At 57.5% G+C, this 17,297-nt stretch carries 13 protein-coding genes; 8 read left to right on the top strand and 5 right to left on the bottom strand.

What is annotated here, in order from left to right; translation table 11 throughout:
- The first annotated feature begins 7 nt into the window (after window positions 1-7).
- Window positions 8-1,558 carry an efflux transporter outer membrane subunit gene (locus ACR3E2_RS03550; RefSeq protein WP_480481289.1) on the top strand — a complete coding sequence of 517 codons (1,551 nt, stop codon included), beginning with the start codon at window positions 8-10 and terminating at the stop codon, window positions 1,556-1,558.
- 3 nt (window positions 1,559-1,561) lie between these two features.
- Here the strand turns inward: ACR3E2_RS03550 and mprF are convergent, their stop codons facing one another.
- Window positions 1,562-4,171, bottom strand: a complete 2,610-nt coding sequence (gene mprF / locus ACR3E2_RS03545; protein WP_480481291.1) for a bifunctional lysylphosphatidylglycerol flippase/synthetase MprF — start codon at window positions 4,169-4,171, stop codon at window positions 1,562-1,564.
- Window positions 4,172-4,284: 113 nt separating this feature from the next.
- A complete protein-coding gene (locus ACR3E2_RS03540) occupies window positions 4,285-4,713 on the bottom strand; it encodes an Lrp/AsnC family transcriptional regulator (protein WP_480472343.1) in 429 nt (142 codons plus the stop codon).
- A gap of 87 nt (window positions 4,714-4,800) precedes the next feature.
- Here ACR3E2_RS03540 and rocF point away from each other — a divergent pair, with 87 nt between their 5' ends.
- A complete protein-coding gene (gene rocF, locus ACR3E2_RS03535) occupies window positions 4,801-5,721 on the top strand; it encodes an arginase (RefSeq protein ID WP_480481293.1) in 921 nt (306 codons plus the stop codon).
- Window positions 5,721-6,764, top strand: a complete 1,044-nt coding sequence (locus tag ACR3E2_RS03530; RefSeq protein WP_480481295.1) for an ornithine cyclodeaminase — start codon at window positions 5,721-5,723, stop codon at window positions 6,762-6,764. The genes rocF and ACR3E2_RS03530 overlap by 1 nt, the downstream gene beginning before the upstream one ends.
- 139 nt (window positions 6,765-6,903) lie before the next feature.
- Here the strand turns inward: ACR3E2_RS03530 and ACR3E2_RS03525 are convergent, their stop codons facing one another.
- The 3 genes from ACR3E2_RS03525 to ACR3E2_RS03515 are packed head-to-tail and all read right to left on the bottom strand — an operon-like array spanning window position 6,904 to window position 10,013.
- Entirely contained in the window at window positions 6,904-8,307 is a 1,404-nt protein-coding gene (locus ACR3E2_RS03525; RefSeq protein ID WP_267364043.1) for a TRAP transporter large permease, read from the bottom strand.
- Window positions 8,308-8,310: 3 nt separating this feature from the next.
- Window positions 8,311-8,940, bottom strand: coding sequence for a TRAP transporter small permease (locus tag ACR3E2_RS03520; protein WP_480481297.1), 630 nt, complete (start codon window positions 8,938-8,940; stop codon window positions 8,311-8,313).
- A 56-nt stretch (window positions 8,941-8,996) separates the two neighbouring features.
- Complete coding sequence (locus ACR3E2_RS03515; protein ID WP_480481684.1) at window positions 8,997-10,013, bottom strand: C4-dicarboxylate TRAP transporter substrate-binding protein; 1,017 nt, start codon at window positions 10,011-10,013, stop codon at window positions 8,997-8,999.
- 430 nt (window positions 10,014-10,443) lie between these two features.
- Between ACR3E2_RS03515 and acs the strand changes: the two genes are divergently transcribed.
- The 5 genes from acs to ACR3E2_RS03490 all read left to right on the top strand — a co-directional run bounded on the left by acs (window position 10,444) and on the right by ACR3E2_RS03490 (window position 17,296).
- Window positions 10,444-12,408, top strand: coding sequence for an acetate--CoA ligase (acs, locus tag ACR3E2_RS03510; protein WP_480481299.1), 1,965 nt, complete (start codon window positions 10,444-10,446; stop codon window positions 12,406-12,408).
- A 7-nt stretch (window positions 12,409-12,415) separates the two neighbouring features.
- Window positions 12,416-13,099, top strand: coding sequence for an adenylate kinase (locus ACR3E2_RS03505; protein WP_267364040.1), 684 nt, complete (start codon window positions 12,416-12,418; stop codon window positions 13,097-13,099).
- 180 nt (window positions 13,100-13,279) lie between these two features.
- Window positions 13,280-13,564, top strand: a complete 285-nt coding sequence (locus ACR3E2_RS03500) for a DUF4212 domain-containing protein (protein ID WP_209504901.1) — start codon at window positions 13,280-13,282, stop codon at window positions 13,562-13,564.
- Between the two features lie 15 nt (window positions 13,565-13,579).
- Window positions 13,580-15,364, top strand: a complete 1,785-nt coding sequence (locus tag ACR3E2_RS03495; protein ID WP_480481301.1) for a sodium:solute symporter family protein — start codon at window positions 13,580-13,582, stop codon at window positions 15,362-15,364.
- A 108-nt stretch (window positions 15,365-15,472) separates the two neighbouring features.
- Window positions 15,473-17,296, top strand: coding sequence for a DUF294 nucleotidyltransferase-like domain-containing protein (locus ACR3E2_RS03490; RefSeq protein WP_480481303.1), 1,824 nt, complete (start codon window positions 15,473-15,475; stop codon window positions 17,294-17,296).
- The last annotated feature ends 1 nt before the right edge of the window (window position 17,297 follow it).

Here is a 17,297-nt window from a genome sequence, read left to right as displayed (position 1 = left end):
GCGCGCCATGACACTCCGCAGGTTGTTGGGAACCGCCATTTGCGCCGCCACTCTCGCGGCTTGCACACCCGTTGGACCGGATTTTGTGCGCCCCAATTCACCTGTCGTAAAACAATGGATTGAGGTCAACAACCCCAGCGCCAGTCAAAGCGGGCTGACGTCGCGCAGTGCGCCTGTCGTGAAATGGTGGCAGACATTCAATGATCCGACCCTTAACAAACTGATTGCCGAGGCCTACGCCCAGAACCTGACACTTCAGGTCGCTGGTGCGCGGGTTTTGCAGGCGCGCGCGCAACTGGGTATCGCCTTTGGCGAGCTTTACCCGCAGTCGCAGGCCACTGGCGGCTCGCTTGAACGGCGCCAGATCAGCGACAATCTGGGGCCAATTTCGGATGTCAATCGCGTCATCCCGCTGGATACCGAGTTCTCGACCTCGCAAGTCGGCTTCGATGCCCAGTGGGAGTTGGACGTCTGGGGCGCGCAGCGGCGCGGCGTTCAGGCCGCGCGATCCAATCTGGCCCTGCAAGTAGCAAACTACGACGACGCGTTGGTTACGCTGACCGGGGACGTCGCCGCGCTTTACGTCAATATCCGGGCGTTGCAGGAGACGCTGGCAATTGCGCGCGAGAACATCAAATTGCAGCAGGACTCGGCAGACCTGACTCAGCTGCGGTTCAACAATGGCGTCACCACGGAACTGGATGTGCAAGAATCCACCGCCCTACTGAACAACACTAAGGCGCTGGTACCGGAACTGGAAAGCGACCTGCAACAGACCAAGAACGCGCTTGCGGTGTTGTTGGGCACGACACCTTCACGCATGACCGGTCTGTTGGGCAATACCGGACGCATTCCATCGGCCCGGGCAAATGTGGCTGTGGGCGTTCCCGCTGAATTGCTGCGCCGCCGCCCGGATGTGCGCGCGGCTGAACTGGCGGCAGCCACGCAATCAGCACAGGTGGGCATCGCGATGGCGGATCTGTATCCCCAATTTATCCTGTCGGGCGCGATCGGTCTGCAGGCATCCGGCGGGCGCGATCTGTTCAGCGGTGGCAGCACCACCGGTCTGGCCAGTGCCGGTGTGGTCTGGAATGTGCTGAACTATGGCCGCATCAAGAACAATGTTCGCGCGCAGGACGCCGCTTACCAGGCGCTGATTGCGAATTATCAGAACACTGTGCTGACCGCTTATTCCGAGGTTGAAAGTGCCATGGTCGCTTATGCGCAGGCACGTAAGCAGGTCGGGTTCTATCAGCAAAGTGTCGAAGCCTCACGCAAAGCTGCCGAAATCGCCGTCAGCCAATATACAGATGGCATTGCCGATTATTCGCGCGTGCTGAACACCCAGACCGCACTATTGCGGTCGCAAGCCAATCTGATCGAGGCGCGGCAGCAGGTATCCAGCAACCTGGTGGCGGTTTACAAGGGTCTGGGCGGCGGATGGCAAATCCGTCAAAATCAGGAATTCCTGCCTGAAACCGTTCTGGCCGAGATGGCCTATCGCACGGATTGGGGCGATCTGCTGCAGAAAACCCCAACCCGCGCAAGCCTGAATTAGGTGCTACTTGGTTAATCCACGCAATCCGCCCGAGATCAGAATATTAACCTCATAGAGGATGCGGGGCGCGGCCAGCCCACCGGGGCTGGCCAGATAGTTCGGGCTCCATTCCGGATCGAACTTCTGCTTGAACGCACGAAGGCCCTCAAAATGGTAGAACTGTTCGCCATGTTCGTAAACGAACCCACCGATGCGGTTCCAAAGCGAAGCAAGCTGACGGTTTTCGATCCCTGAGAACGGTGCGGCACCCAGTGAAAACCAGTGAAACCCCTGCTGCGCCCCCCAATCCATCATGTCGGCGAAAAGAGCGTCCATGACGAAACTTGGGCTATCGGGTTCATAACGCATGAGGTCCAGTGACAGCTCGGACTTGTTCCCTCCTTGGAACAGATTGGCAAAGGCCATGATCTTGCCGGTATTGCCATCACGCAGGATCGCATGATCGAAATAGGACAGGTATTGATCATCAAATCCCCCCAGTGCAAAGCCCTTTTCTGCACCGGCCTTTTGCGCAAGCCAGCGGTCTGAAATCCCACGCAAATCTGACAACAGAGGCGCCAGTTCTTCCTTCGGAATGATCTCGAACACATATCCTTCGCGTTCAGCACGGTTCTTGGCCTGCCGGAACCGCTTGCGCGACTTTCCGTCCAGCGAGAAATCGTGCAATGACACCCGCGCAACCTCGCCAATCTTCAGGATCGACAGTCCAAGATCCAGAAAAGTCGGCAGATATTTGGTCGAGACACTGTAGAACGCGCAAAGTTTACCTTCGCGATCCGCCATTTCCCGGAGCTGCCAAATCAGTTGCTGCCCGGCCCTCTCGTCACCAACCGGTTCTCCTTTTGAAATCAGCGCATTGCCCGTGTCTGCATACGCTAAGAATGCGGTCTCATCCGGTGAGATCAGGAATTGCTTGTCACCGGTGAGCGAGATTTGCGACTCCGTATCCTCACTCTCCATCACCAGCCGCTCGACAACCTCTGGGATTTCAACCCGCTGTGGTGTCGGAACCTCACGCCCGAACAGAGAGTTCACGGCAACAATGCCCACGATCACGGCCACAACAAGGCTGGACCGCAGAAAGCGCGAGGCGTCACCGTTCCAGGCAAACTGCCACCACAGATCGTTTTGGTATTCGACATGTGAATATGCAAACAGCCCGATCCAGAAAATCACTGCCAGCAGAACCACGACACTGATCAACCATGGGATGTTCAGCCGAAATATCGACGCACCACTGACCCGGTAGAACGCGCCACGAAACATAGCCAGCAGCCCAATCGTTCCCAGCATCGAAAGCGCTTCGTGGATGTCGAGCCCCTTTGCAAGCGAAGCGAAAAACCCTGCCCCCATCAGCACCATCGCAACGATCCATGCCCGGTAGAGCTTGCGGAACAACCCGCGCGAGACCAGCAACAACAATACGCCTACGACGCTGCCTGCAAGATGCGAAGCCTCAACAAACGAAAGCGGCAGCATATCTTTCAGCGTGCCGAGCTTTTGCGCCCCAGCTGGCAAAGCGCCCGACACCAGCAAGATCACTCCGGCCACTGCCGCTACTCCGGCCGCGACCATCGGAACCATGGGACGGATCACGCGATAGACCCAAATAGCGGCACCGCCGATCATGTGTCTTTGGGTCAAGACCGATGCAACGGCAATGGAAAGGCTGGCGACTGCAAATGGCAAAAAAGTGTAAACCACCCGGTACAGCAGCAACCCAGCAATCACATCCGAACGACCCGACGCCCCCAGACCGGCAATCAATGTCGCCTCAAACACGCCGATCCCACCCGGCGCATGGCTTAGGATCCCAACGGCAATGGCAGCGATATAGATCGTGAAGAAGTACGGGTACCCGACACCCAGATCATCCGGCATCAAAACGTAAAGCACCATGGATGCGCCAAATAGGTCGCCAATGGCAGCCAACGTCAGCAGGCCCGCCAGTTTCCCTCCGGGCAGATCGAAACCGACGCCCGCAACAGCCAACCGCCGGCCACCGCTGGACAACCATATGAACATCGCGACAAATGCAGCCAGCAAGCACAATCCTATGATGGTTTCGGCCGTTTCGCTGACGGGCATCACCTTGGATATTCCATCCGGGTGCAGGGTCAGCAATAAGCCCAAAATCAGGATCAGACCCATCCAGAACGCCACCCACGAGGTCGCGATTACGCCAGCCACCCGGCCAAGGTCCAAGCCAAGCGACGCGTATATCCGATACCGGATCGCGGTTCCCGTGATGTAGGAAAACCCAAGGCAGTTCGACACCGCGTATCCGCTGGCTCCGGCCATCCCCGCCACAGGTAACGGCACCTTGCCATCTGCCACGCTCTGTACCGCGAACACATCATAGAGCGACAGCGACAAAAAGCTGAACGCTGTCCAGCACATCGCAAAAACCATCAATTTCCATGATGTCGCCGAAATATCGGTCTGGACATCCGACCATTTCACATGGGCCGACAGATCGTGCAAAACCGAAAGGGCAATCCCGGTAATAACGACCGGTATCGCGATGCGCAGCCAGGGTTTTTCCAGCAGACCAGCAAGTCGTTCGGCCCACTGTCCGGCCAAAGGTTCGTCACCATTTTCAGATGTGGTCATGCCGCAAGCCTTCCGGAAATACTGAACCCTTAGTCAGCAAGCGGCCTACCTAAGGGTAAGTCGCACCCTGTCTACTCACAAACTCTGGCACAAGTCGCATTCATCTCAAAGCACTAGAGCCGCCCCTTGCGTGTTGACAGCAGCAGGTTCGTTTCCGAACGTGTAACGCCGTCGATCCTGCGAATATGAAACAGAACCTCGTCCAGTTCGGCCAGAGTTTCAGTACTGATTTCGGCAATCAAATCCCAACTGCCGTTGGTCGAATGGACCGCCGTGACCTGCCGCATGGCTCCGATCCGGGACATCACGCGCTCGGTGCCGCGCCCCTCGATTTCCAGCATCATCAGCCCACGTACCGGGCTTTGTGCCAGATCCCGACGCGTCAACACGGTAAAACCGACGATCTCACCGGATTGCTTGAGCCGTTGCAAACGGCTGCGCACCGTCGTGCGGGTCACACCAAGCGTTTCCGACAGCTCTGACAGGCTGGCGCGCGCGTCGCGCTGCAATGCGCCCAGCAGACGACTATCCAATTCGTCCATATCACTTTCCCATTAAGGAACTTCCTGAACCATTTTGAGCATTTTGTGCTCTTCACGCAAGACACAGTGACGGCCTAAATGAACCACATGGAACGCAAAAACATCATTTTAGTCGGCGCGCCGATGGACGCCGGAAAACGGCGTCAGGGTTGCCGAATGGGTCCCGACGCATATCGCGTGGCCGGGCTGGATCAGGCCTTGACCGATCTTGGTCACTCCGTTTGCGATTGGGGCAACGTACAACCTGAAGAAACCGGCTTGCCTGAGCATCCGCACCTGTTCGCGCTGCCCGAATGCATCGGTTGGACACAAGCGCTGAGCAAGGCCGCATTAACAGCGGCTGAACAGGGCATTCCAATCTTCATGGGCGGCGATCACGCATTGTCCATGGGAACCGTGACCGGGATGGCCGCCTATGCTGCTAAGGTCGACCGCCCACTGTTCGTTCTGTGGCTGGATGCCCATAGTGACTTTCACACCCCCGACAGCTCAGACAGCGGCAACCTGCATGGCACACCCGTCGCCTATTTCACAGGAAGGTCGGGATTCGAGGCGCTTCCGCCCTTACCCGCTGTCGTGCCAACGGACCGAGTCGGCATGATTGGCCTGCGCTCTGTCGACCCGGCGGAACGTTTGGCGCTGGAACAGGACCGCGCCATGCTGGCCGACATGCGCAGCATTGACGAACATGGGATCAAGGCGCCGTTGCTGGCGTTCCTGGATCGCGTGAAAGCCGAAAACGCTCTTCTCCACGTCTCGTTGGATGTTGATTTCCTGGATCCGGCCATTGCCCCTGCCGTCGGCACCACTGTTCCCGGCGGTGCGACCGAACGCGAGGCTCATCTGGTCATGGAACTGCTACATGAAAGCGGACTGGTCAGTTCTCTGGATCTTGTCGAACTGAACCCGTTTCTGGATGAACGTGGCCGCACTGCAAAGCTGATGGTCGATCTGGCCGCCTCACTTATGGGCCGCCGCATCTTTGACCGCCCCACCCGGAGTTTCTGATGACCCAACCTTCTGAAAAGGCGCTCGTGCCTTTCGTGTCCGTCGACAACATGATGCGGCTGATTCACCACATAGGTGTCGAACAGATGATCGTACAGATCGCCGATCAGATCGAATCCGATTTCAAACGGTGGGAAAGCTTTGACAAGACCCCGCGCATTCCGGCGCATTCACCCCACGGAGTGATTGAACTGATGCCCACCTCGGATGGGGAGGCATATGGGTTCAAATACGTGAACGGACATCCCAAAAACACCTCCGAGGGTCTGCAAACTGTGACCGCATTCGGATTGCTGGCGGATGTTTACACCGGGTATCCCACTCTGCTGACCGAAATGACGATGCTGACTGCATTGCGCACGGCGGCGACGTCCGCTCTGGTCGGGCGCTATCTTGCCCCAAAGAATGCCACGACCATGGCCATGATCGGCAATGGGGCGCAGTCCGAATTCCAATGCCTCGCTTTCAAGGCAATGTGCGGGATCGACACTGTCCGGCTTTACGATACCGATCCCGGTGCAACAGCGAAATGCACCGCAAACCTGCAAGGCAAAGGCCTGACGGTCATCCCATGCAAGACGCCGGAAGACGCTATTGAAGGTGCTCAGATCATCACCACTTGCACGGCCGACAAGAAATACGCCACCATCCTCACCGACAACATGGTCGGCCCCGGCGTCCACATCAACGCCATCGGTGGCGATTGTCCCGGCAAGACTGAATTGCATCGGGATATCCTGCTGCGCTCGGACATCTTTGTCGAATACCCCGAGCAAACCCGGATCGAGGGCGAGATTCAAGCGCTGGATGCTGATCATCCCGTGACCGAGATGTGGCAGGTTATGACCGGAGCTGTCAAAGGGCGCACAGACGACCGCCAAATCACCCTGTTCGACAGTGTTGGCTTCGCGATCGAAGATTTCTCAGCCCTGCGCTATGTCAAGCAGGTGATCGAAGGCACTGCGTTCTTTGAGCCTCTGGACATGTTGGCCGACCCGGACGATCCGCGCGACCTGTTCGGAATGCTGATGCGGGCCGGTTAGGCGCGCCTAAGGGGGCTCTGCCCCCGCCGCCCGTGCCGGACGCCTCCCCCGGGATATTTATTGGCCAGATGAAGCAGGGGATCCGTTCTTCATCTGGCTTTAAATATCCCGGAGCGCGAGGCAGAGCCTCGCATCCTACCTACCCCGCAAGCGATGGCAGGTAGAGTACAATACCAGGAAATGCCACAAGCATTGCTATGGTCAGGGCGTCGGCCACGAAGAAGGGTGTCACACCCCGGAAGACATCCTGAACACTCAAATCCGGGCGCACCCCGGCGACGACAAAGCAGTTCAACCCAATTGGCGGCGTAATCAGGCAAAACTCGGCCATCTTGACGACCAGAATTCCAAACCAAATCGCGCACATCGGCCCGGACATGCCAAACGCACTGTCTGCAGCACTGACCGTTTCACCACCGTTCAGCGCCATGACCGCCGGATAAACAACAGGCAAGGTCAAAAGAAGCATTCCTATCGCATCCATGAACATGCCAAGCACCGCGTAAGCCAGCAGAATGCAGATCAGGATCATCATGGGTGACATTTCAAGGCTGGTTATCCAGTCAGAAAAGGCGCCGGGAAGATCTGCGAACCCTAGAAACCGCACATAGATCAGAACGCCCCAGATGATCGAAAAGATCATTGCGGTAAGCTTGGCCGTCTCCAGCAGCGCGGATTTGAACTCGCTCCAACGCATCCCGTGAAACAGGGCGAAGCAGAAGACAATGAAAGCGCCGATTGCGCCGCCTTCCGTCGGCGTGCCCCACGCTTTTTCACCAAACGGGTTATAGACAAAGCAGATGATGATCAGGATGACGGCGACAATAGGGATGGCTCCGGGAAGGGCCGAAAAACGCTGTTTCCATGTAAAGCCTGTGACCGGGGGACCGACGGATTTGAAAATCACGGCGATCCCGACAATCAGCACGGCATAGATGATCGCGGAAAACGCACCCGGAATGAACCCCGCCAACAGCAGCTTCCCAACGTCCTGCTCGACGATGATCGCGTAGATCACCAGAATGGCCGATGGTGGAATCAGTGATGCCAGCGTTCCTCCGGCGGCCACCACACCAGCAGCAAAGCGTTTGTTGTAGCCAACCTTCAGCATTTCCGGGATCGCGATGCGGGCGAAGACGGCAGAGGTGGCAACCGAGGCACCCGAAACCGCGGCGAAACCGGCGGTGGCGAATACGGTTGAAACCGCCAACCCCCCGGGAACCCAGGCGACCCAGCGTTTGGCAGCTTCAAACAACGCCCGCGTGAGACCTGCATAATAAGCCAGATACCCGATCAGGATAAAGGTCGGGATCAGGCTAAGAGTATGAGAGGCAACTTTGGAATGCGGCACTTGCCCGGCGGTTTTGACCGCAACAGTCAGCGCTTTACCGAACCGCGCCGGATCATACCCAAACTTGGCCCAAAAAATCCAAACAAGTCCAATTAGCCCGGCCAAGCCCGCAGCGAAGGCCACGCGCATGCCGACCACGACAAAGACCAGAAGCCCGCCCGTGACCCAGAGGCCAATTTCTATCGTGTCCATAAATCAGTCCTGCCCTTCGAACTGTTCGGCCTCAGCCGCTGCTTGTGCTGCCGCGTCCTGTATCAACGGAACGGCCACCGGAGCTTCCAGTCCCAGCCATAATGCGCGGCCATAGCCCCAAGCCTGCAAAGCAAGCCGCAGGCACAGTACGGAAAACGCGATGGGGGCCAGTAGTTTCGCCGGCCACAATGGAATTCCGATATCAATGGAACTGTCGCGGCTCCACAATGGTGCGCCCAAGTCAAAGGAGCGGTCGAAGTGAGACCAACTGCCCCAAACCAGTGCAAGCATCAGAAGCAGGATCAAAACCACCGAGACAAGTTCGAACAGCCACAACCCTCTGCCGTGAAGGCGCGACAGAACGATGTCCATGCGGATGTGGCCGCCATCGCGCTGAACATAAGAAATGCCCAGAAATGCGATCAGTGGCATCGCCTGTTCGATCCAGTCAACATATCCCGGCAATGGGGCATTCAGAGCATTGCGCCCACTGACCGAGATAACGGCCAGGACCATCAAGCCAAATACTGCCAAACCGCTGATGAGCGCCAGAAAACGCTCCAGTTTCAACAACTGCTGATCCAGCTGGCTCAGACGGCTTCCGTCCACCAGCACTGTGGCCTGTCCTGCCATTCCAGTGTTCCCCAATATTCGTGTACCGGGTGCCTGGCAGGCACCCGGGCTCAGGATCAGTTGCCGCCGCGCTGTTGCGTCAGCGTCATCTGCACGAGATCATAAAGATCCTGCGCTGGCAGCCCCTGTTCCGTCATTTCCGCGATCCACTTTTCACGGATCGGGTCGGCTGCTTTGGTGCGGAATTCTGCAATCACGGCATCATCAATCATGACTTTCTGGACACCCTTTTCTTGCAGAACGCTGTCCCATTGCTCGAGCAATCCGTCGTAATTTGTCAGGTAGTGGTCAATCGCCTCATCAATCGAGCTATCCAGCGCCTCGCGATGCGCGGCTGGCAGGGCCTCATAGGCGTCAATGTTGACCACGACCGGGCAGTTTACCGTTCCCGGGTTCAGGTTTGCCGTCCACCAGTCGGCTTCGTTGATTGTTCCGAAAGACAGGTGTGCGTGCTGGGCAAAGGCCACGGTGTCGACGACACCGGATTCCATGGCATTGAACGCCTCGGTTGCGGGAACTGATGTCGGAACACCTCCGACCGCCTCGAAGGCTTGCCCCAAACCGCCAGTTGCACGGACCCGCATTCCGTCAAAATCAGCCAGTTCATCGCGCGGCTCGCCAGTGCCGACCAGATTATATTGCGGCATCGGTGAGGTCATGATGATGCGGGCGTTCCATTGCGCCATCTCATTCTTGACTGCGGGGTGGTCATAAACCGCATGACTGACCGCCACCTCCTCCTGCAGGTTGTTCACGCCAAGGAAGGGCAGCTCCAGAACAGTAATCGCGCGGTTTTTGTCGCGGTGGTAACCTGCACAGAACTGAGCCATCTCGAAGGCGCCGATTTCAATGCCGTCCAGATTTTCGCGCGGCTTGGACAACCCGCCATAGCTGACATTGATGGTGAATTCACCACCGGTTTTTTCGCTAACAAGTTCGGCCAGTTTTTCAACATGTTCAGTGAAGGCACGACGCTTACCCCAGACCGATGCGTTCCACTCAGTAGCAAAAGCTTCACCGACAAAGGCAAAGCTCAGGGCGGCGACAGCGGCGCCGCTCAACATCTTTTTCATCATTTGATCTCCCATTGATGCGCCTCCTCCCGAGGCGCTTGAGGATCAAGCTAGCGCCAACATTCTACTGTGCCAACCCTGCCTTGGTTTTCCGCTGGTATCAGAAGAAGTTCCCGATTGGATTGCGCATGCAGGAAAACCAGGTGTTCGTGAACTGACCCCCGCATGTGTCAAGTACTGCAAACAGGGCATGTGTTACACCTATCCATTTACTTTAAAAAGATTTTTACGAAATTTGCGCTTTTTCTTTACTAGATGTGGCCGCAGTTAGAAATTTTTTTACAAATAAATTCAGGGATTCCGGCAATTTATTTATTTATTTTCAGAACTCGGTAATATTCGACCTTGGGGAGGAACGGGATCGACATTGCCGGACCAAGTGGCAAAAAATGTCCCAACGCAATCCAGTCCAGAGGGAGGAGCCTCAAAAATGACCACCGCTGCCCAGGCAGATGCCAAGACCTATCCGCCATCCGCAGAAACCGTCGCCCGTGCGCATGTTGATGCCGAAAAATATGCCGACATGTACGCCGCTTCGATCAGTGACCCCGACGCATTCTGGGGCGAGCAAGGCAAGCGCGTTGACTGGATCAAACCCTTCGCCCAGGTCAAAGACGTTAACTACGATTTCGGTTCGGTTAAAATAAACTGGTATGCTGATGGCACCTTGAATGTCTCGGCCAACTGTCTGGATCGCCACCTGAAAACCCGCGGTGATCAAACGGCAATCATCTGGGAACCGGACGATCCAAATGACCCGGCTCAGCATATCTCTTACGCAGAACTGCACCGCCGCACCTGCCGCATGGCCAACATCCTTGAATCTATGGGTGTGCGCAAAGGCGATCGCGTCGTCATTTATCTGCCTATGATCCCCGAGGCCGCTTATGCCATGCTGGCCTGTGCGCGGATCGGCGCAATTCACTCTATTGTTTTTGCGGGCTTCTCGCCGGACGCACTGGCTGCCCGGATCAATGGCTGTGACGCCAAGGTTGTGATCACAGCGGACGAGGCTCCGCGCGGTGGTCGGAAAACGCCGCTGAAATCCAATGCCGACGCGGCGCTGCTGCACTGCAAGGATACGGTCAAGTGCCTTGTCGTCAAACGGACCGGTGGCCAGACCACCTGGATCGACGGTCGTGACTTTGACTACAACGAAATGGCCCTTGAGGCGGACGACTACTGCGCGCCTGCCGAAATGAGCGCCGAAGATCCGTTGTTCATCCTATACACCTCCGGCTCGACAGGTCAGCCAAAAGGCGTTGTTCACACAACCGGCGGTTATCTGGTTTACGCCGCAATGACGCACGAGATCACCTTCGATTATCACGAAGGCGACGTGTATTGGTGTACTGCGGATGTGGGCTGGGTGACCGGCCACAGCTATATCGTCTATGGCCCCCTGGCCAATGGTGCGACCACGCTGATGTTTGAAGGCGTTCCAACTTTCCCCGACGCGTCGCGCTTCTGGCAGGTTTGCGAAAAACACAAGGTGAACCAGTTCTACACCGCGCCCACAGCGATCCGCGCCCTGATGGGTCAGGGCAAAGAGTTTGTCGAGAAATGCGACCTCAGCGATCTGCGCACTCTGGGAACCGTGGGTGAACCGATCAACCCCGAAGCCTGGAACTGGTACAACGAAGTGGTCGGCAAGGGCAAATGTCCCATCGTGGATACATGGTGGCAGACGGAAACCGGCGGTCACCTGATGACCCCCCTGCCCGGCGCCCATGCAATGAAGCCCGGATCGGCAATGAAGCCGTTCTTTGGCATCGAACCAGTGGTGTTGGATCCGCAGTCCGGCGTCGAGATCGAAGGCAATGGTGTCGAGGGTGTGCTCTGCATCAAAGACAGCTGGCCCGGCCAGATGCGCACCGTCTGGGGCGATCATGAGCGGTTCGAAAAGACCTATTTCTCGGATTACAAAGGCTACTACTTCACTGGTGATGGTTGCCGTCGCGATGAGGATGGCGACTACTGGATTACCGGGCGCGTGGACGATGTGATCAACGTGTCCGGCCACCGCATGGGAACGGCCGAGGTGGAAAGCGCACTGGTAGCACACGCCGCCGTCGCAGAAGCCGCTGTTGTCGGATATCCTCATGAAATCAAGGGGCAAGGCATCTATTGCTATGTCACTTTGATGAATGACCGTGAACCAAGCGAAGAGCTCCGCAAGGAGTTGCGCACCTGGGTCCGGACCGAGATCGGACCGATCGCCAGCCCCGATGTGATCCAGTGGGCCCCGGGCCTGCCCAAAACACGCTCGGGCAAGATCATGCGTCGCATCCTGCGCAAGATTGCCGAAAACGATTTCGGTTCGCTGGGTGACACTTCGACACTGGCCGACCCGTCGGTGGTCGAAGACCTGATCGAAAACCGCGCGGGCAAGTGAGGATGTGATGGACGCTGCTACGATCACCACACCCGCAGTACTTATCCTTCTCGGCCCTCCGGGCGCCGGGAAGGGCACGCAGGCCCGGATGCTGGAAGAGAAATTCGGACTTGTTCAACTCAGCACGGGTGACCTGCTGCGCGAAGCCGTTGCCGCAGGCACCGACGCAGGCAAAGCCGCCAAAGCCGTGATGGAAGCCGGTGATCTGGTCAGTGACGAGATCGTCATTGCGATCCTGCGCGACCGTATGGCGCAACCAGATTGCGCCAAGGGTGTCATTCTGGATGGGTTCCCACGCACAACGGTTCAGGCCGAGGCGCTTGATGGTTTGCTTGCGTCCAATGACCAAAAGATCAACGCAGCAATCAGCCTGGAAGTGGAAGATGCCGAAATGGTGATCCGCATCTCGGGCCGCTACACCTGCGCGGGCTGCGGTGAAGGGTACCACGACCAGTTTAAGAAGCCTGCCGAAGACGGTAAGTGCGACAAGTGCGGCAGCACCGAATTCAAGCGCCGCGCGGATGACAACGCTGAAACCGTGGCTTCGCGTCTGGCAGCTTATCATGCGCAGACCGCGCCGCTGATCACCTATTACGACGGTCACGGTGTTCTGAAACGCATCAATGCCATGGGCAGGATCGAGGATATCGCGGGCGATCTCGAAGGGATCGTCAGCGACGTGATGAGTTAAGGGGAGGAGATAAGCCGCAAGGCTTTGATCCTAAAAAGAATACTTCAAAAGACCGCTTTGGCGGACTGGTGGAGTTTTGCCTGACACCACACGGTGTTGGGCATTGTCGAGAAGCGGACCGACGCACTGGAGGAGTTGGGCACCGGGCCGCCAAACGAGGAAGCGAAGGAGGAACCCGCAATGGCGGATCAATCTACAAACTCCGCGCAGGCAGCCGAAGCCGATAAGGGCTATTGGCAGGCCAACCTGCGCCTCATCTACATCAGCCTCGTGATCTGGGCGCTGGTGTCATTTGGATTCGGCATCCTGCTGCGTCCGCTGCTGTCGGGCATCGCCGTCGGTGGTACTGATCTGGGCTTTTGGTTCGCTCAGCAAGGATCGATCCTGGTCTTTCTGGTGCTGATCTTCAACTACGCCTGGCGCATGAACAAGCTGGACGCCGAACACGGCGTGGATGAAGAGTAAGGGAGAGCGGGGATAATGGATCAGTTTACCATCAACCTGCTGTTTGTCGGCGCATCCTTTGCGCTGTACATCGGCATCGCGATCTGGGCCCGCGCGGGTTCCACATCAGAGTTCTACGCCGCCGGTCGCGGCGTACACCCGGTCACCAACGGTATGGCGACAGCGGCAGACTGGATGTCTGCGGCCTCGTTCATCTCGATGGCGGGCCTGATTGCCTTTACCGGCTATGACAACTCGACCTTCCTGATGGGATGGACGGGTGGCTACGTGCTGTTGGCCCTGCTGCTTGCGCCTTACCTGCGGAAGTTCGGCAAGTTCACCGTATCGGAGTTCATCGGCGACCGCTTCTACAGCCAGACAGCACGCATCGTTGCGGTGATCTGTCTGATTGTTGCATCGGTGACCTACGTTATCGGTCAGATGACCGGTGTTGGGGTTGCCTTTGGCCGCTTCTTGGAAGTGTCGAACACCACCGGGCTGTTGATCGGTGCAGGCGTTGTGTTTGCCTACGCGGTGTTCGGAGGGATGAAGGGCGTGACCTATACACAGGTCGCTCAGTACTGCGTGCTGATCACCGCCTACACCATCCCTGCCATCTTTATCTCGCTACAGCTGACCGGCACTCCGATTCCGGCACTGGGTCTGTTTGGCGACACTGCAAGCGGTGTACCGCTGCTGACCAAGCTGGACGGCATCGTGACAGAGCTGGGCTTCAACGAATACACGGCCCATCACTCGAACACGCTGAACATGGTGCTGTTCACCCTGTCGCTGATGATCGGTACCGCCGGTCTGCCGCACGTTATCATGCGCTTCTTCACCGTTCCCAAAGTTGCTGATGCACGCTGGTCGGCTGGCTGGGCGTTGGTTTTCATCGCGCTGCTGTATCTGACCGCTCCGGCTGTTGGCGCAATGGCCCGCCTGAATATCACCGACATGATGTGGCCCAATGGTGGCATCGAAGGTGGTGCCGTTACAGTCGAACAGATCGACAATGATGCTCGGTACGACTGGATGGCCACATGGCAGAAAACCGGTCTGCTGGATTGGGAAGACAAGAACGGCGACGGCAAGATTCAGTACTACAATGACAAGTCTGAATCGATGCAGGCGATTGCGGAACAAAAAGGCTGGGTCGGTAACGAACTGACCAAGTTCAACCGCGATATCCTGGTTCTGGCCAACCCCGAGATTGCCAACCTGCCCGGTTGGGTGATCGGTCTGGTCGCTGCTGGTGGTCTTGCGGCTGCTCTGTCGACTGCTGCGGGCCTGCTGCTGGCGATTTCGTCGGCCGTGTCTCACGACCTGATCAAGGGCGCAATCAACCCGCAGATCTCGGAAAAAGGCGAGCTTCTGTCGGCACGGATTGCGATGGCTGTGGCGATTGCTGTAGCGACCTGGCTGGGTCTGAATCCTCCGGGCTTTGCAGCACAGACTGTTGCTCTGGCCTTTGGTCTGGCGGCAGCCTCGATCTTCCCGGCACTGATGATGGGGATCTTCTCGACCCGCATCAACAACACCGGTGCTGTTGCCGGTATGCTGGCAGGTCTGGTCGTTACACTGGTCTACATCTTCCTGCACAAGGGATGGCTGTTCATTCCGGACACCAACTCGTTCACCGATGCTGATCCGTTGCTGGGTCCGATCCAGTCGACCTCGTTCGGCGCTGTCGGTGCCATGGTCAACTTCGCTGTCGCCTATGTTGTGGCTGGCATGACCAAGGAAACTCCGCAGGAGATCAAGGAACTGGTCGAAAGCGTTCGCATTCCCCGTGGTGCGGGTGCAGCTCAGAACAAGTGAGCATGATGCGGTCGTTGGCTCTTGCCTTCGACCGCGTCTTTCGATCCACTACTCCCGCCCGGCATACCACTGGGCGGGATTTTTTCACCAGAACATCGGAGACATCAGATGCCCCTGTCCCATGATGAAATCGCCCGGTTTCTGAAGTCCGTTCATCCCTATGACGCGTTACCGGCTGATGCGCTGGATCAGATCGTAAAACAGATCGAGGTCTGGGAAGTCGAGGAAGACACCTCGGTCTATGAACTTGGCCATGCACTTCCCGGCGTGTTCGTGATCTATGAAGGACAGGTTGAAATCACCGATGAAAATGGTGCTGTTGTCTCTCAACTGGGCTTGCGCAATTCTTTTGGAGAGCGCGGGCTGCTGAAAGACGGCAAGGCAGCCACCAAGGCGCGTGCGCACACTCCGTCGGTCCTGATAGTATTGCCACCGGATCTGGTGCGCGAGTTGATCGATGGTCACGATGTGGTCGCCAAATTCTTCGACCGGACACGCGGCGACCGCAGCAGCCCGCAAAGCCTTGCGACCAGCTCCATTGATATTCTTATGGCACCTAACCCGGCCACCTGCCCCGCAGACACGCCTGTTCAGAAAGCGGCGCAGATCATGCGCGACAAGCACATCTCGTCGCTGTGCATCACGGACGGCGACACGTTGCAGGGCATCGCAACGCTGCGGGATATCTCGGGCAAATACGTTGCGGACGGACTACCTCCTTCCACGCCAATTTCCGAGATCATGACCGCGAACCCCGTCACCCTGTCACCCGGCGACATTGGTTCAGACGTGTTGCACATCATGATGGAACGCGGCATCGGCCACGTCCCGATTTCCGAGGGCGGTCGGCTGGTCGGTATTGTCACACAAACCGACCTGACACATTATCAGGCCGTGAACTCGGCCGAACTGGTGCGACGCATCGCGCAGGCAAATACCGCCAAAGATATGGCGCGGGTAACGGCGGAAATCCCACAGCTGCTGGTGCAACTGGTTGCAGGCGGGAACCGGCACGAAATCGTCACGCGCCTGATCACCGACATTGCTGACACGGTTACCCGGCGCCTTCTGGCCCTTGCCGAACAGAAACTGGGCCCGCCCCCTGTGCCGTATCTGTGGCTGGCCTGCGGCTCGCAAGGGCGGCAGGAGCAGACAGGCGTGTCGGATCAGGACAACTGCCTGATGTTGGATGACGGCGTGACCGATGCGGATATGGAATACTTTACAAAGCTGGCCAGGTTCGTGTCGGACGGGCTGGATACCTGTGGCTATTTCTATTGTCCCGGCGACATGATGGCGACCAATCCGCGCTGGTGTCAGCCGGTGCGTGTCTGGCGCGACTATTTCAAGGGATGGATCGCCAAACCGAACCCCGAAGCGCAGATGCTAGCCTCGGTCATGTTTGACTTGCGCCCGATTGGCGGCGCGTTCGACCTGTTCGCCGACCTGCAGGCCGACACATTGGCCGCAGCTCGGGCCAATTCGATCTTCGTCGCACATATGATCTCGAACTCGTTGAAACACACGCCGCCGCTGGGTTTGCTGCGTGGTTTTGCGACCATCCGGTCGGGCGAACATCGCAATACGCTGGATCTGAAACACAATGGTGTTGTTCCGGTCGTGGATCTGGCGCGGATCTACGCCTTGCAAGGCGAACTGCCCGAGGCCAATACCCGCGCCCGCCTGAAAGCGGCTGAGGCCAATGGCGTTCTCAGCGCGTCGGGCGCACACGACTTACTGGACGCCTATGATCTGATCGCCGAAACCCGGCTTGAACATCAGGTCCAACTGGTCAAATTGGGCAAGAAACCAGACAATTATCTGCCACCTTCCGATCTTTCGGACTTTGAGCGAAGTCATCTTCGTGATGCCTTCGTTGTGGTAAAAACGATGCAATCGGCGGTCGGCCACGGCAAGGGAATGCTGGGCTGAC

It is taken from the genome of Ruegeria sp. AL7 (genome assembly GCF_056536105.1).
Note: the sequence above shows the minus strand (reverse complement) of the source record. Positions and strands in the feature narration are given on the sequence as shown.

What these genes read in the sequence shown, in the direction of transcription:
- ACR3E2_RS03550 (WP_480481289.1), top strand. Translation starts at nt 8, where the DNA reads ATGACACTCCGCAGGTTGTTGGGAACCGCCATTTGCGCCGCCACTCTC.
- mprF (WP_480481291.1), bottom strand. Translation starts at nt 4,171, where the DNA reads ATGACCACATCTGAAAATGGTGACGAACCTTTGGCCGGACAGTGGGCC.
- ACR3E2_RS03540 (WP_480472343.1), bottom strand. Translation starts at nt 4,713, where the DNA reads ATGGACGAATTGGATAGTCGTCTGCTGGGCGCATTGCAGCGCGACGCG.
- rocF (WP_480481293.1), top strand. Translation starts at nt 4,801, where the DNA reads ATGGAACGCAAAAACATCATTTTAGTCGGCGCGCCGATGGACGCCGGA.
- ACR3E2_RS03530 (WP_480481295.1), top strand. Translation starts at nt 5,721, where the DNA reads ATGACCCAACCTTCTGAAAAGGCGCTCGTGCCTTTCGTGTCCGTCGAC.
- ACR3E2_RS03525 (WP_267364043.1), bottom strand. Translation starts at nt 8,307, where the DNA reads ATGGACACGATAGAAATTGGCCTCTGGGTCACGGGCGGGCTTCTGGTC.
- ACR3E2_RS03520 (WP_480481297.1), bottom strand. Translation starts at nt 8,940, where the DNA reads ATGGCAGGACAGGCCACAGTGCTGGTGGACGGAAGCCGTCTGAGCCAG.
- ACR3E2_RS03515 (WP_480481684.1), bottom strand. Translation starts at nt 10,013, where the DNA reads ATGAAAAAGATGTTGAGCGGCGCCGCTGTCGCCGCCCTGAGCTTTGCC.
- acs (WP_480481299.1), top strand. Translation starts at nt 10,444, where the DNA reads ATGACCACCGCTGCCCAGGCAGATGCCAAGACCTATCCGCCATCCGCA.
- ACR3E2_RS03505 (WP_267364040.1), top strand. Translation starts at nt 12,416, where the DNA reads ATGGACGCTGCTACGATCACCACACCCGCAGTACTTATCCTTCTCGGC.
- ACR3E2_RS03500 (WP_209504901.1), top strand. Translation starts at nt 13,280, where the DNA reads ATGGCGGATCAATCTACAAACTCCGCGCAGGCAGCCGAAGCCGATAAG.
- ACR3E2_RS03495 (WP_480481301.1), top strand. Translation starts at nt 13,580, where the DNA reads ATGGATCAGTTTACCATCAACCTGCTGTTTGTCGGCGCATCCTTTGCG.
- ACR3E2_RS03490 (WP_480481303.1), top strand. Translation starts at nt 15,473, where the DNA reads ATGCCCCTGTCCCATGATGAAATCGCCCGGTTTCTGAAGTCCGTTCAT.